A 14963-nucleotide genomic window follows, 5' to 3' on the forward strand; every position below is an offset into this window, starting at 1 on the left:
TTTCATCGAAATGTTGCTCAACCCGAACGGCGACATCGAGCTCGCTCCCCACCACCACAAAGGTGCCCGTCCCCTTTGTGGTGGTTTTCGGCGATCATTTCCGCCCTACGATGCAAGAAGCCGCCGCAGGAACCATCCCTGCGGCGGCTTCTTTGGGTTGGCAGGGACCAATCGCCGGCGTTGAAGGCCGTTTTTAGTCTCTGACGTTGGCTTTTGGCCCCTTCAAGCTATCCGACAAATATCAATATCTTGATAGGATTTCATTCGAGCTCTTAAGCAGATATTCGCGCAGCAATGGAATCGAGAACCTCACCATGCCGCGTGAGGGCGCATCGATAACCTGTGCCTTGATAAGTTGCCGTCGTGTCGCTGTCAGGCTCGCGGGGGGCAAGGAGAGCCCCGCTGCGATCTCTTTGGTCGGCACATTCCCCTCATGCTTGGCCATGGCAATGAGGTACTCAATCGCGCGAAGCGGCAAATCGGCAAGGGCAACGTCGAGCACGGAGCCCTCAAACTCCCCATACGCATCTTCAATGCCCTTCTGGGCATCCTCAAGTGAAATCGACGCATCGCGGTCGGCATGCCTGCGCGCATTCGCGAATACGCGATAGCCCACGAGTTGCACGAGATACGCATATCCCCTCGTAGCACAAGCCGTCATTTCAAGCGCCTTGCCATCCAAGTGCAAACCGGCACCTTCCACGGTTGAAGCCATCGAATCCGAAACATCCGACAGCGGAATCGAGGCGAGCTCCTCAGCCTTAGCTCGTTGTAGAAATGTAAGGGCACGGCCGTTGATGAGGTCCATTACGCCCATGGTCAAGCCAGCAAATACAAACGCGATATTCTTGCGTTCGCGGATAAGGTGCTGCACGGCCGCTGCAACGAGCCGCACGTCATCAGCATCCGCATCCTGTATTTCATCGACCGTCACCAGCAGACCGGCACCATGTTGCGTTTCCTGCGACGCCACGCGCGTCAAGACGCCCCGCAACGTCTCAGGCCCGGTCGAGGACTTAGATACGCCCGCTTTCACCACACCAAGACTTGCTTCTAAATGAAGCTCGGTATTGTCCGAGGTGCGTGCGAGCTCATGTTGGATGGCGTCGACGATACTGCCCGCCGCAGTCACGTCAACCACGCGCCAACCATACGACTTCGCAATATCGCCGAGCTCTGTCAACAGCGCCGTCTTGCCCGACCCGCGCGGGCCGGTAATGCGCATGAGCCTTCCGGGGGCGCCCACGCCTTCTTCGATGCCGTCCCTAAAATCATCAATAACCCGCTCGCGTCCGATAAGGACCGGAGGTTCAGCGCCAGCGGTCGGCTTAAACGGGTTGATTATCGTGCGCTTCAATGTCCCCACCTTCCTACCGTCGTCGTTATCGTGATTATAGTATCAATAGTGCAAATAGTGAAAGTAGTGAGAATAGTTCAACTATTTAATCATGCGGCCGTTTCCCGCCGCTAACAACTAAAGGTGCCAACAGTCCGCGTTGGACTCTAACAGGAAAACATTTGGCCCCTCAAAAACCACCGCAAGGGGCCTTTGTGGTGGTTTTCGCTCCAACACACCCCGCTGTCTCAACCTGTAACATCCAGCGGCCCTTTTCGGTCCCAGGTGTTACAGATTTAGATGAAGCGATCGACGGCAACCGTTTGTCTCAATCTGTAACAACTACTCGGCAAATTGGGGTCCAGATGTTACAGATCGAGATTAACCGCGGAGCCCCGTCCGAAAATCTCAACCTGTAACACCAAACCCGCTTTTTGCAGCCCAGCTGTTACAGATTGAGACAAATGAAACCACCACAAAGGGGACAGGCACCTTTGTGGTGGTTTTCGACAAAAAGAAGCCGCCCCAATAAAAAGAGGCGGCATCAAGCCCAGCCTACGTTTGGCGACCCCAAATCGAAGCCCAATGGGGCCTTTCAGCCCCCTCATTCCGGGCGGTCGCTTTCTTTTGGATATTGTCGTAAGCTGGTATCACTTATCTTAATGAATGCATACTGTTTGCGAGGTACTCGCCGTGAAACGCTCCACCTATATCGGCCTACTCGTCTTAGCGTTTGCGATTACCGCAGTCGGCGTAGGAATTATCTATCTCGCATTTCTCCCCGCCTCTGCGACGCAGGCGGCGATTGAGACCGTAAGCTATCCCATCGAGGTCCTCACCGATATCGTCAAACCCGATTCGATCACCGTCGATTTTGACGGTACGCCCGCAGCGCTTGGGGTCAGCAACTATCCCCGTATCGAACTTGGGGCCACGCGCTATACCAAAGATGAGCAGCTTATCGGTAAGGCAGCCGAGTTGCTCAAAGGCAAGACGTTTAAGCGGTGGTACGGCGCCGCAACATATCGAGCCAAGAATGGCCAAATGGTTGGCGGGTATTATTCGACCCTTGAGCTCGATGCGGCAAACGGGAGCAGACTGTGTAACGTCTCATACGACCCCGGCTATGTGGACAATGAAGGGCCGGGGGTCTATATATCGGATGGCGACGTAATCTACGTCATGGAGGGCGACCAGACAGCAGTCGTCGATTTTATGGATCGGTGTACCGAGGATGCCTACGAACAAACCTGCGAGCCCGATCCGCAGACAGCGCGCGACAGTGGCTCGGCACGCACTTGGCTATTTGACGATGAAATAACCTGGACCCCATCGAAATAGGGTGTCACCGGGCACCTTTGTGATGGTTTTCGGCTCCGATGTTCCACTGTCTTGATCTGTAACATCTAGCGGCCCTTTTCGGTCCCAGGTGTTACAGATTGAGATGAAATGATCGGCTGCGGACGTTTGTCTTGATCTGTAACAACTACTCGGCAAATTGGGGTCCAGATGTTACAGATCGAGACAAACCAAGAACCACCACAAAGGTGCCTGTCCCCAATGTGGTGGTTTTCGACAAAAAAGAAGCCGCCCCAATAAAAAGGGGCGGCATCAAGCAAGTCTATTTATTAGCGTCCCTCAAGACCCAACGAGAACGTCGCGGTAGCCCCGACCACACCTTTCCCTCGGGCGACCCTCGCGAAGCGCGTGAGCACGAGGGAACGGTGTGGCCGGGGCGTACAGCAGCGTTACTCGGCAGCGGTCTTGAACTTGTTGTAGTTGATGAGGCAGCCGGCCTTGACGATGGCACGCTCCTCGGCCGTCATATCGGCAATGTAGAGCTCGATCTGCTCGACCGCACCGTCGGCGCGCACCACGTAGGCAGCGATGTTCTTCAGGTCGCCATCGAGCGCGGCGCGGATACCCGGCACAAAGACGTAATCGCCCACCTCAAAGTTGGGCTCGGCCTCCATCTGGAAGGGCACCATGCCCCAGTTCATCACGTTGGAGCGATAGCGCTTGGTAGCGTACTCGTGAACGATGTTGGCCAGGCCGCCGATCACTCGCTGGCAGCTCGCGGCCTGCTCGCGGGCAGAACCGTCACCTGGCTTCTTGGCATAGAGCACGGAGCCGTACTCGGTCGCCTTGGCATCGGCCGCGACACCCGCGCCGGCCAGTGCTTCAAACACGCCTGCAAGCTCGGCATCGAGCGCCGCCAGGTCGCCCGCGGCCTCTCCGGCCACGCGGCGCTTTTCCACCGCGTCGACCTCCTTGGAGCGGCCCACGTAGGCCGGATCGCGGCGGCTGAGCGTAAACTCGGCCAGACCCAGCGGGTTGGAGCGGAAGGAGCTCGTCTCGCCCGAGGGAATGAGCTCGTCGGTCGTGGTGACCGGGTCCATGATCTTGGAGCACACCTTGAGCAGGATATCGTCGCCGAGGGGCTCCATCGCGGGCCACGGCTTGATGTTGGGACCCTCGACCAGCTCGTCGGCAGGCTCCGCCTTGCCAAAGCCCCAGTACACACGCTTTTTGTACGGTGCGTCATCAAAGGTGTACTCGCAGGCCTCGTCCCAAGTCTCCTCGGGCAGGTCGGTCGCCGGCGTCAGAACGCCGCCGTTGGCAGCCGTCGCCGCAATGGAGCGGGCGTCCATCAGGGCCACGGCGCTCAGCTGGCCATTGCCCGGCTTGGAACCCTCGCGGTTGGGGAAGTTGCGCGTGGTGTGGCGAATGGACAGGCCGTTGTTGGCGGGCGTGTCGCCGGCGCCGAAGCACGGGCCGCAGAACGCCGTGCGCACGATCGCGCCGGCCTCCATGAGGTCGTAGATATAGCCGCGACGCGTGAGCTCGAGCGCCACAGGCTGGCTCGTGGGATAGACCGACAGCGAGAACTCACCGCAGCCGGTGTTGGCGCCCTTGAGCACGCGGGCAGCCTGGACCACGGAGTCGTAGTTGCCGCCCGAGCAGCCGGCGATAACGCCCTGCTGCACGTGCAGCTTGCCGTCGACGATTTTGTCGAGCAGGCTAAAGTGCGTCTTGCCCTCGCCGATCTTGGCGGCCTCGAGCTCGACCTCGTGCAGGATGTCCTCGAGGTTCTCGTTGAGCTCGTCAATCTCAAAGCCGTTGGAAGGATGGAACGGCAGCGCGATCATGGGCTTGACGCTCGACAGGTCGACCTCGACGCAGCCGTCATAGTAGGCGACATCGGCGGGCCTGAGCTCGCGGTAGTCGTCACCGCGGCCGTGCATGGTCAAAAACGCGTGTGTGTCCTCGTCGGTAGCCCAGATGCTCGACAGACAGGTGGTCTCGGTGGTCATGACGTCGACGCCGTTGCGGTAGTCGGTCGTCATGCTCGCGATGCCGGGGCCCACAAACTCCATGACCTTATTCTTGACGTAGCCCTTGGCAAAGACGGCACGGATGATGGCGAGTGCCACATCGTGCGGGCCAACGCCGGGGCGCGGGGCGCCCGTGAGGTAGATGGCGACGACGCCGGGATAGGCGACATCGTAGGTGTCGCGCAGCAGCTGCTTTGCCAGCTCGCCGCCGCCCTCGCCCACGGCCATGGTGCCCAGAGCGCCGTAGCGGGTGTGCGAGTCGGAGCCCAGGATCATCTTGCCGCAGCCCGCGAAGTTCTCACGCATAAAGGAGTGGATAACGGCGATATGCGGCGGAACGAAGATGCCACCGTACTTCTTGGCAGCCGAGAGGCCAAAGACGTGGTCGTCCTCGTTGATGGTGCCGCCCACGGCGCACAGCGAATTATGGCAGTTGGTGAGCACGTAAGGCAGCGGGAACTGCTCCATGCCCGAGGCGCGCGCCGTCTGGATGATGCCGACGAAGGTGATGTCGTGGCTTGCCATGGCGTCGAAGCGAATCTTGAGCGCCTCGGGATCGCCGGACGTGTTGTGTGCTTGAAGGATCGAATACGCGATGGTGCCGCGCTTGGCATCCTCGGGCGTCTGCGTAATACCGCGCTCGGCAGCCTCGGCCGCAGGCACAACCTCGCTGCCACGGCGCAGGTAGATGCCGTCCTCGTACAGCTTGACCATACTGTCTCCCACTCTGCCCAAACGATTTGGGCGCATAGCATACATTCGTTCAATATCGTGCCATAGAACGGTTGCCAGTGGGCTACGAATCTGCACGTTCACTTTATCTCAGTAAAGTAAAGGACGAGCCCAGCGTGGGCCGGCAGATTTGGTGCAAGAGTGTCCCTTTCGACTAGTCATTTAAGAACGTCCCCAATGACTACCGCATCCGGAGCAAGGCAACGCCGCAGGTAGAGGACGGACAGCGAGCGACGTCCAGAGCGAACAAGTTGGCATGAAAAAGGCAAGGCATAGACCTTCTGGTCATGCCTTGCCTTTTGAATGACAAATTGTCGCTCTGGGCGGCGCGCAGCGTCGAGCCGTTACGCCGTTCGGTAGAACGGCGTAACCTACAAGTCCCCGCCGGCGCCCAAAAGCTTGCGCATGACTTGCTCGGGGTTGACTGAGCCGTCGCGCGGGGCCAGGGCGGTGATCTTCTTCTGCATCTTATACTCGTGCAGCTCGTCCTCGAGCTGGCGTACGCGGGCGCGGAGCTTCTCGTTCTCGCGCTCGCGCTCCTCAGCACGCTCCTTCATATCGAGGATGCGCACCACGCCGGCGAGGTTGATGCCCTCATCGGTCAGTTGGTTGATGAGTTCCAGACGCTCGATATCGGCGCGCGAATACAGGCGCGTGTTACCGCCCGAGCGCTGGGGGTTCACCAGGCCCTTGGACTCGTAGACGCGTAGAGTCTGCGGGTGCATGCCGGTCAGCTCGGCCGCCACGCTGATCATGTACAGCGGTTTGTTCCTATTGTCCTCGGCCATGCTACCTGACCCCTTTCCGTCTCGTTATCGTCCATCATAAGCCCGCGGGCGTGGGCGTGCGCCGCGACCGCCCTAGTACGTCGCCTTGTAACGATTGACCTTCTCGCGATAGTCGCGCGTGTCGGCCTCGCGCAGCTTGGTCATGGCATCGCGCTCATCGTCGGACAGGTTCGTGGGAACCTGCACCTTGATCTCGACGAGCAGCGCGCCCGTGCGGCCACGGTGCTTAACATCGGGCGCGCCCATCTCCTTAAAGCGGAACTTCTTGCCCGTCTGGGTACCCGCGGGCACCTTCAGACGAACCGTCGCACCGCCGGGCGTCGGCACATCCACCGTGCAGCCGAGCGCCGCCTCATAGACCGAGATCGGCACCTCCATGGTCACGTCGGCACCTTTACGCTTAAACAGCGGATGATCCTCCACATGCGTGGTCACGACCAGGTCGCCGCGCTCGCCTCCGGCAACGCCATACTCGCCGCGACGCTTGTAGCGTAGCTTGCCGCCGTCGACCGCACCCGCAGGCACCGAGACCGTGATGGTCTGCTGCTCGCCCGTCGAGGGAATGCGGTAGGTGACCTTGTGCGTCACGCCGCGAAACGCGTCCTCGGCTGTTACGTCGACAGTCAGCGACAGGTCGCCGCCCTTGCGCGCACGGTTGCGGCCCGCGCCCGCACCGGCAGCGCCCGCGGCCCCGGCAAAGCCCGAGCCCCAATCGCTGCCCCAGGCGCCGTTGCCGCTAAAGATGCTGTCGAAGATATCGCCCCAGCCGCTGGCGCCCGCGCCGGCACCGTAGCCGCCGCCATACGCTCCGCCCGTGCCCGGCATGCCGCCGAACATGAGCATCTGGTCGTACTCTTTGCGCTTCTTCTCGTCCGAAAGCGTCTCGTAGGCCTCGCTAATCTCCTTAAACTTGGCCTCGTCGCCGCCGGCATCGGGGTGATATTTTTGCGCGAGCTTGCGAAACGCGCTCTTGATCTCTTTGTCGGAGGCGCTCTTGGATACGCCCAGGATGTCATAGAAGGTTTTGCCTGCAGCCATCGTAGCTCCTCTCCTGTTTCATCCGTCGCCCAGCAGACGGCGGCTCATGCTTTCATATGGCACTAGGCCAGAAAGGGCCCCGGGTGTTGCCCCGGGGCCCTTCTCAATTACTCCTCGGTGCTCTCAGCCGTATCGGCCGCAGCATCCTCGGGCGCCGCTTCGGGCTCCGGTGCGGGGCGCTTCTCGCCACCGTAGGTCACCGTCACCATCGCGGAGCGCAGGATGCGATCCGCCATGCGGTAGCCCTTCTGGTACACGTCGTTGACGGTCTCGTCGTACTGCGATGCGTCCTCGACGCGACCCACAGCCTGGTGCTCGAGCGGATCGAACGCCTCGCCCTTGGGGTCGATGGGCTCAACGCCCTCGTGCGCAAACACATCGAGCAGCTTGGCATGTACCGCGTCAACGCCATCGACGAACTGCTTAAAGTCCTCGGAAAGCTCCTGGCTACGGGCATGGTCGATTGCACGCTCGATATCGTCAACCACCGGCAACAGCGCGGTGACAAGCTTCTCGGTCGCGCGCTCGCGCTCAGCGATGCGCTCGTTGGCGGTGCGGCGACGAAAGTTCTCCCAGTCGGCCTGTAGACGGGCAGTGCGCTCGGTGGCGTCCTTTGCCTTGTCCTCGGCGGCCTTCTGAGCCTCTGCCGCAGCATCGAGCTCGCTGCGCACGTCGGTAAGCTCCTTTTGGGCCTGCTCGAACTTGAGCTTAAAGTCGTTGTCGGCGGCTTCCTCACCGGCGCGGATAGCGGCTTCCACCATCTCGTCCTCGGTCATCGTCGCCTCCTTGTTGGAATCCTCTACCTGGTTCTCGGCAGCCTCGGCGGCCGGGGCCTCGTTGGCCTCGGTATCGTCGACGGCCTCTACGGGAATCTTCACGTCCTTCTCCTCAGAGTCAACGGGGGCGGCGCCAGTGGCGGCCGCCTCCGTGCGAGCTTTACGGGCGGACATGATTACTTGTCCTCGTCGTCCACAACCTCGTAGTCGGCGTCGACCACGTCATCGTCGGCAGGCTGGGCGCCGGCGGCACCGTCGGTCTGCTGCTGAGCGTCGGCGTAGACAACCTGGGCCAGCTCGTAGGCCACGGACTGCAGGGACTCGCCAGCGGCCTTGATGGCCTCGACGTCAGAGCCCTCGAGCGCCTTCTTGGCGTCGGCGATAGCGGTCTCGGCCTTGGACTTCACATCGGCGGAAACCTTGTCGCCCAGCTCGTTGAGGGTCTGCTCGGTGGAGTAGCACAGGCTATCGGTCTGGTTGCGGACCTCGACCTCTTCCTTCTGCTTCTTGTCCTCCTCGGCATGAGCCTCGGCGTCCTTGACCATACGATCGACTTCGTCGTCGGACAGAGCGGTGGAGCCGGAAATGGTGATCTGCTGCTCCTTGCCGGTGCCCTTGTCCTTAGCGGAGACCTTGACGATGCCGTTGGCGTCGATGTCGAAGGTGACCTCGATCTGCGGCACACCGCGGCGGGCAGCCGGGATACCGGTCAGCTGGAACTTACCGAGCGACTTGTTGTCGCGGGCAAGCTCGCGCTCGCCCTGGAGCACGTTGATCTCGACGCTGGTCTGGTTGTCGGCAGCGGTGGAGTAGACCTCGGTCTTGGAGGTCGGGATCGTGGTGTTGCGGTCGATCATCTTGGTCATGATGCCGCCCATAGTCTCGACGCCCAGCGACAGCGGGGTAACATCGAGCAGCAGGATGCCCTCGACGTCGCCGGTGAGCACGCCGCCCTGGACGGCAGCGCCGTCGGCAACGACCTCGTCGGGGTTCACGGACATGTTGGGCTGCTTGCCGGTCATGGTCTTGACGAGCTCCTGGACGGCGGGCATACGGGTGGAGCCGCCGACGAGGATGACCTCGGTCAGATCGGAGAGCTTGAGCTTAGCGTCGCGCAGGGCGTTGGTGACAGGCTGCTTGCAGCGCTCGAGCAGGTCGCGGGTGATCTTCTCGAACTCGGCGCGGGTCAGCGTGTAGTTGAGGTGCAGCGGGCCGGACTGGTTCATGGTAATGAACGGCAGGTTGATGGTGGACTGCTGGGCGGCGGAGAGCTCCTTCTTGGCGTTCTCGGCGGCCTCCTTCAGACGCTGCAGGGCCATGGGGTCCTGACGCAGGTCGACACCGTTCTCCTGCTGGAACTTATCGGCCATCCAGTCGATGACGCGCTGATCCCAGTCGTCGCCGCCCAGGCGGTTGTCGCCCGAGGTGGACAGAACCTCAAACACGCCATCGGCGAGGTCGAGGATGGAGACGTCGAAGGTGCCGCCGCCCAGGTCGAAGACCAGGATGCGCTGGTCGGTACCCTGCTTGTCCAGGCCATAGGCAAGAGCAGCAGCGGTCGGCTCGTTGACGATACGCTTGACGTTGAGGCCGGCGATCTTACCGGCGTCCTTGGTGGCCTGACGCTGGGCGTCGTTGAAGTAGGCCGGGACGGTGATGACGGCGTCGGTGACGGTCTCGCCCAGATACTTCTCGGCGTCGGCCTTCATCTTTGCGAGCGTCATGGCGCTCACCTGCTCGGCGGTGTAATCCTTGCCCTCGATGTCGACGACGGCACGGCCACCCTGGCCCTCCTTGACCTCATACGGCACGGTCTTGATCTCGGAGGTGCACTCGGAGTACTTGCGACCCATGAAACGCTTGATGGAAAACACGGTGTTCTTGGGGTTGGTGACAGCCTGGTTCTTAGCGGCCTTACCCACGACGCGGTCGCCGTCAGCACGGAAGCCCACGACGGACGGGGTGGTGCGGTCGCCCTCGGCGTTCACGATGATGGTCGGAGAACCGCCCTCGAGAACGGCCATTGCGGAGTTAGTAGTACCAAGGTCGATACCAAGAATCTTACTCATTAGAAATTCCCTCTCTCTTTTGCGTTCGCGCCACCTCGACGGTCTGTCGCACGGCGCTTCGGCTTGTCTTTCAGGATGTAGTGTATCCCCTTATGGGCCGGAATATACAAAATCTAAGTCAATTCATATAAGATTTCTTATCTCTGAGAGTTTAGGTTCTTAAATGCGCAGGTAGATGCACTGTTTGAGTTCTCGGCAGATCTATTGAGATCTATGTAGAGTTGACTGAGGTTTGGGCTCGGGAGCGCACATGGCGGCCCCGGGCTTCCCTGGGGAAAGTTCGACCCGTTTTTCGGCCAAATAATGGGATGCGCTTTCCACAAGCACGCTCAATCGCCCTATATTTCAAGTCACCTGTAGCTAACATTTGCGCAGCTCAACGGCCTCACCTGCATGTTTTTTAGTAAGCCGTGGCATACTCGGCGAACGGTATGAAGATGCCGGTCAGAGGGTATTGCAAACGGTCGCTCCCGTGGTATGTTTTTGCCCGAATCAAACCGGCGCGCATCGCCTGTAGCGTCGGTCAACAGAGAGGAAACTACCATGGCTCATCCCGTAATTGATGCCGACGAGTGCATCGCTTGTGGCGTTTGCGTCGACTCCTGCCCCGCTGGCGTTCTGGAGCTCCAGGACGTCGCTACCGTCGCTGACGAGGATTCCTGCGTCGCCTGTGGCGCTTGCCAGGACGCTTGCCCCGCCGGCGCGATCACCGAGATCGTCGAGGAGTAACAGCTCCCCCACCTGCACACTCAAAAGTACACCGTGCACAAAAAGGAGGCCTCCGCATCGCCGCGGAGGCCTCCTTTTGCATGTGTTCTAGGACAAATCATCCTCGTAGGGCATTAAATCGGCAAGGTAGCCCTTCTCCCTGAGCATGGCCTCGATCTCGTCGAGGGTTTGCTCGTCTTCTGCCGCAATGCGATGGAAGTGATAGCCACTCGTCACCGTTAATAGCGGAAAGCTCTTGCCACTCTCGATATCGTGTAGGTAGCGCTCGACATCGCGACGATTGCGGATGTCCAGGTCGGCTGTGATCTTACCGTACACGCGGTGGTTGACGATCACGTTGAGCACGGCGCCGCCCGCGTCGACGATGCTCGTGAGCTCATCGCCCGCCTGCTCCACGCCGTGGCGTACCTTGACCAGACGCGTGGGCACAGCCGGGCTGCTCGCTGCCTCCTGTAGCACATAGCCGCGATTGGTGGCGACAATATCGTGCCCGTCGGCGCGCAGCAGGGCGATGTCCTGCACCACAACCTGACGGCTCACGCCCACCTCGCGGGCAAGCGCACTGCCCGAGACAGGATCTTTGGCTTCCTCGAGCACGGCCATGATGGAACGGCGACGCTCGCGGGCGTCCATTATTTACCGTCCAGTAGACGCAGGTGCTTAAGCGAGAGGTCGAGAATCGGCGCAGAGTGCGTCAGAGCGCCCGAACTAATATAGTCAACACCCAGGCCGGCCAGGGCGCGAATGTTGTCGGCGTCTACGTTGCCCGAGCACTCGGTCTTGGCACGACCGGCGATAAGCTCAATCGCAGTAGCCATGTCATCGTGGGTCATGTTGTCGAACATGATGATATCGGCGCCGGCCTCCACGGCTTCGCGTACCATGTCCAGGTTCTCGCACTCAATCTCGACCGTCGTGGTAAACGACGCGTGGGCGCGCGCCATCTCGATCGCGCGCGTCACGCCACCGGCGGCATCGATGTGGTTGTCCTTGAGCATGACGGCTGTCGACAGGTTGTAGCGATGGTTGCTGCCGCCGCCGATCTCAACCGCCGCCTTCTCGAAAACGCGCATGCCCGGCGTGGTCTTGCGTGTGTCGACAAGCACGGTCTTGGTACCCTCGAGCGCCGCTGCCATTCTGTGCGTATAGGTAGCGATACCGCTCATGCGCTGCAGGTAGTTGAGCGCCACGCGCTCGCCCGAAAGCAGCACGCGCGCATCGCCGCGCACCTGGCCCACGTGGTCGCCAGCGTGCACCTCGTCACCGTCGGCAACATCAAACAGCACCGAGCTCTGCGAATCCAGCAGCTCAAAGGTGCGGGCGAACACATCCAAGCCCGCGATGATGCCATCGGCCTTGGCGATGAGCTCCACCGTGGCGGGGCGCGCCGTGGGGCACACGCTCGCCGTGCTCACGTCCTCAAACGTAATGTCCTCGCGTAGAGCCTGCAGAATCAGATCATCGACGACGAGCTTCATGGTAATGGGATTCATGGTCTACTCCTCCACGGCCTGCGTGCCGGCGGCACGGGCCAAATCATCGATCGCCAGGGAGTCGGCGCTCAGGGCGCGATGACGCCCGTCGAGCGCGGGCTCGCCCGCCCGCTCCACGGCGAGCGACTCGCCGGTGCGCATGTACCACGCGGCGCGACGACCCCAGACCAGCGCCTCGAGCAGGCTGTTTGATGCAAGGCGATTCTTGCCGTGCACGCCATTGCAAGCCGTCTCGCCGGCTGCGTAGAGCTCGGGCATCGAGGTGCGGCCGTCCTTGTCGACCCACACGCCGCCCATAAAGTAGTGCTGCGTAGGCGTAACGGGGATGGGCTCGTCCAAGATGTCGCGGCCGTCCTCCAAGCAGCGTGCGCGAATGTTGGCAAAGTGCCCGGTCACTACATCGCGCTCGACGGGGGCAAAGCTCAGCCACTCGTGCTCAGTACCGTCCTGCTTCATCTGCTCGCGAATAGCGGCGGCGACCACATCGCGCGGCTGAAGCTCGTCGGTAAAGCGCTCACCGGCGGCATTGAGCAGAATCGCGCCCTCGCCGCGGCAGCTCTCGCTGATCAGGAACGTGCGGCCTGGCTGCGGCGAGAACAGGCCCGTGGGGTGAATCTGCACGTAGTCCAGGTGCTCCATCTTAATGCCATGCTCCTGAGCGATGTAGCAGGCATCGCCCGTAAGCTGCGGATAGTTGGTCGAGTGGTCGTATACGCCGCCGATGCCGCCCGTTGCCCACAGCGTGTGACGGGCATGGATCTTAAACGGCTCGCCGGCATGCGCGCCCTCGGCGGCATTTACCAGCTCGTCGGCGGGACGAACCGAGTTGTCCTCGTCCACGGGAACGGCGACGACACCGGCACACACCGTGGCGCCGTCACGCTCGCCCGTCAGGATGTCGGTCATGGCCACGTGCTCCAAAATCTGCACGTTATCCAGTTTGCGAACGGCCTGAAGCAGCTTGGTCGTAATCTCCTTGCCCGTAATGTCGGCATGGAAGGCAATGCGCGGACGGCTGTGCGCGCCCTCGCGGGTAAAGTCGAGGCCGCCATCGGCCTTGCGCTCAAAATCCACGCCCATCGCTAGCAGGTCGTTGATGACCGAGCGGCTCGAGCGGATCATGATGTCGACGCTCTCGCGGCGGTTCTCGTAATGGCCGGCGTGCATGGTGTCCTCAAAGAAGGCATCGTAGTCCGAGCCCTCGGGCAGCACGCAAATGCCGCCCTGCGCGAGCATCGAATCGCACTCGTCGACAGCGCCCTTGGAGAGCATGATCACGCGCATGCTCGTCGGCAGGTTGAGAGCCGCATACAGGCCCGCTACACCGCAGCCGGCAATAACGACGTCGCACTCCATATCGGGGTATTGCTTGGTTTCCACAGGAATCCTCTCCCTTGAATGTGACATAAGGGACCGTCCCTCATGCCGCATTGTTCTAGCGCACTGCGTACTCGAGCATGCGGTCGAGCGTGAGCTTGGCCTGATCGGCGGCCTTGTCCGACACGCCAATCTGCACCTCGCCCTCGCCCGTCTCCAGGCAGCGCACGAGCTTTTCGAGCGTGATGAGATCCATGTTGACGCAGGTGGGCTGCACCGCGGGGAAGTAGAACTTCTTGCCGGTGCCCTGGCAGCGGCGCTCGAGCTCGTAGAGCACGCCGCGGACCGTCACGATGATGAACTCGCTCGCGTCGGACTCCTCGGCGTACTTGATGATGCCGGCGGTGGAGCCGATGTAGTCGGCCTCGGCCAAAACGTCGGCCTTGCACTCAGGATGCGCCAGCACGAGCGCGTCGGGGTGGGTCTCCGTCGCGTCGACGATCTGCTCGACGGTGATGATGTGATGGCGCGGGCAGTAGCCGTTGTTGAGAATGACGTGCTTTTGCGGCACCTGCTCGGCTACGAAGCGGCCGAGGTTTTGGTCGGGAATGAACAAGATGTGCTGCTGCGGCAGCTCGGAGACGATCTTGACGGCGTTTGAGCTGGTAACGCACACGTCACTCCAGCTCTTGATCTCGACCGTGGAGTTGACGTAGCAGACCACGGCCAGGTCGTCGCCGTACTCGGCGCGCGCCGCATCGACCGTCTCGCGCTTGACCATGTGCGCCATGGGACAGTCCGCGCCCGGCTCGGGCAGCAGCACGGTCTTGGTGGGATTGAGCAGCTTGGCGCTCTCGCCCATAAACTCCACGCCGCACAGCACGATAGTCTGCTGCGGCAGGCTCTTGGCGAGCTTTGCCAGGTAGAAGCTGTCGCCGACGTAATCGGCAACAGCCTGAACCTCGGGCGCCACATAGTAGTGCGCCAGGATCACCGCATCACGTTGGGTTTTTAGTTGCTGAATGGCCTCGACGAGCTCTGCGGGCACCAATGCCGCGCGCTCCGTTGCCGTCGTTGCCGATGCGAGGCCAGCCGCAATATCGCGTGCAAGCTCCGACGCATCCATGTTCGCGCTCTGTGCCATCAAGGCCCCTCTCTTTTGGCGAATCTTGGGGCTGTAGTATGACACCTAGGTTTACAACTGACAAGACAGCTGTAAACCTAGGTGTAAAGTTGAAATAAAGATTCGACCATGCGGCAAGTCCATATTCGAACTGGCAAGCTGAGGATAGCCGAGCTCTCGATAGCGCAGGAGGCATCTTTCGCCACCGCAATTCCGCTCGGCGCGAG

At 61.2% G+C, this 14963-nt stretch carries 12 protein-coding genes; 2 read left to right on the top strand and 10 right to left on the bottom strand.

Annotation, left to right across the window (positions count from 1 at the left end):
• Positions 1-241: 241 nt before the first annotated feature.
• On the bottom strand, positions 242-1357 hold the full coding sequence (locus DW211_RS01000) for an ATP-binding protein (RefSeq protein WP_158568459.1): 1116 nt from the start codon (positions 1355-1357) through the stop codon (positions 242-244).
• A 672-nt stretch (positions 1358-2029) separates the two neighbouring features.
• On the opposite strand from DW211_RS01000, the gene DW211_RS01005 reads away from it, so the two are divergent.
• Positions 2030-2677 (top strand): hypothetical protein, encoded by a 648-nt coding sequence (locus tag DW211_RS01005; protein ID WP_118258693.1) that lies wholly within the window; start codon positions 2030-2032, stop codon positions 2675-2677.
• A gap of 407 nt (positions 2678-3084) precedes the next feature.
• Here DW211_RS01005 and DW211_RS01010 read toward each other — a convergent pair whose 3' ends face one another.
• From DW211_RS01010 to dnaK, 5 genes are all read right to left on the bottom strand, one after another.
• Positions 3085-5385: a hydratase gene (locus DW211_RS01010; protein ID WP_118258695.1), complete on the bottom strand. Its 2301-nt coding sequence runs from the start codon at positions 5383-5385 to the stop codon at positions 3085-3087.
• A gap of 389 nt (positions 5386-5774) precedes the next feature.
• The gene (locus DW211_RS01015) at positions 5775-6191 is read right to left on the bottom strand and encodes a heat shock protein transcriptional repressor HspR (protein ID WP_006235210.1); all 417 of its coding nucleotides are present in this window, start codon (positions 6189-6191) and stop codon (positions 5775-5777) included.
• A 72-nt stretch (positions 6192-6263) separates the two neighbouring features.
• On the bottom strand, positions 6264-7229 hold the full coding sequence (locus DW211_RS01020) for a DnaJ C-terminal domain-containing protein (RefSeq protein ID WP_118258697.1): 966 nt from the start codon (positions 7227-7229) through the stop codon (positions 6264-6266).
• 107 nt (positions 7230-7336) lie between these two features.
• Positions 7337-8179, bottom strand: coding sequence for a nucleotide exchange factor GrpE (locus DW211_RS01025; RefSeq protein ID WP_118258698.1), 843 nt, complete (start codon positions 8177-8179; stop codon positions 7337-7339).
• 2 nt (positions 8180-8181) lie between these two features.
• Positions 8182-10074 (bottom strand): molecular chaperone DnaK, encoded by a 1893-nt coding sequence (gene dnaK / locus DW211_RS01030; RefSeq protein ID WP_118258700.1) that lies wholly within the window; start codon positions 10072-10074, stop codon positions 8182-8184.
• Positions 10075-10617: 543 nt separating this feature from the next.
• On the opposite strand from dnaK, the gene DW211_RS01035 reads away from it, so the two are divergent.
• Positions 10618-10803, top strand: a complete 186-nt coding sequence (locus DW211_RS01035; protein ID WP_006235216.1) for a DUF362 domain-containing protein — start codon at positions 10618-10620, stop codon at positions 10801-10803.
• Between the two features lie 87 nt (positions 10804-10890).
• Here the strand turns inward: DW211_RS01035 and DW211_RS01040 are convergent, their stop codons facing one another.
• From DW211_RS01040 to nadA, 4 genes are read right to left on the bottom strand one after another with little or no spacing between them, the layout of a single operon-like run.
• The gene (locus DW211_RS01040; protein ID WP_118258702.1) at positions 10891-11436 is read right to left on the bottom strand and encodes a transcription repressor NadR; all 546 of its coding nucleotides are present in this window, start codon (positions 11434-11436) and stop codon (positions 10891-10893) included.
• Complete coding sequence (gene nadC, locus DW211_RS10175) at positions 11436-12296, bottom strand: carboxylating nicotinate-nucleotide diphosphorylase (protein ID WP_199576619.1); 861 nt, start codon at positions 12294-12296, stop codon at positions 11436-11438. Before nadC ends, DW211_RS01040 begins: the two co-directional genes overlap by 1 nt.
• Positions 12297-12299: 3 nt before the next feature.
• A complete protein-coding gene (locus DW211_RS10180) occupies positions 12300-13703 on the bottom strand; it encodes an FAD-binding protein (protein ID WP_199576621.1) in 1404 nt (467 codons plus the stop codon).
• 28 nt (positions 13704-13731) lie between these two features.
• Positions 13732-14757, bottom strand: coding sequence for a quinolinate synthase NadA (gene nadA / locus DW211_RS01050; protein ID WP_118258704.1), 1026 nt, complete (start codon positions 14755-14757; stop codon positions 13732-13734).
• Between the last annotated feature and the right edge of the window lie 206 nt (positions 14758-14963).

It is taken from the genome of Collinsella sp. AM18-10 (assembly GCF_003471585.1).
Lineage (GTDB): Bacteria > Actinomycetota > Coriobacteriia > Coriobacteriales > Coriobacteriaceae > Collinsella.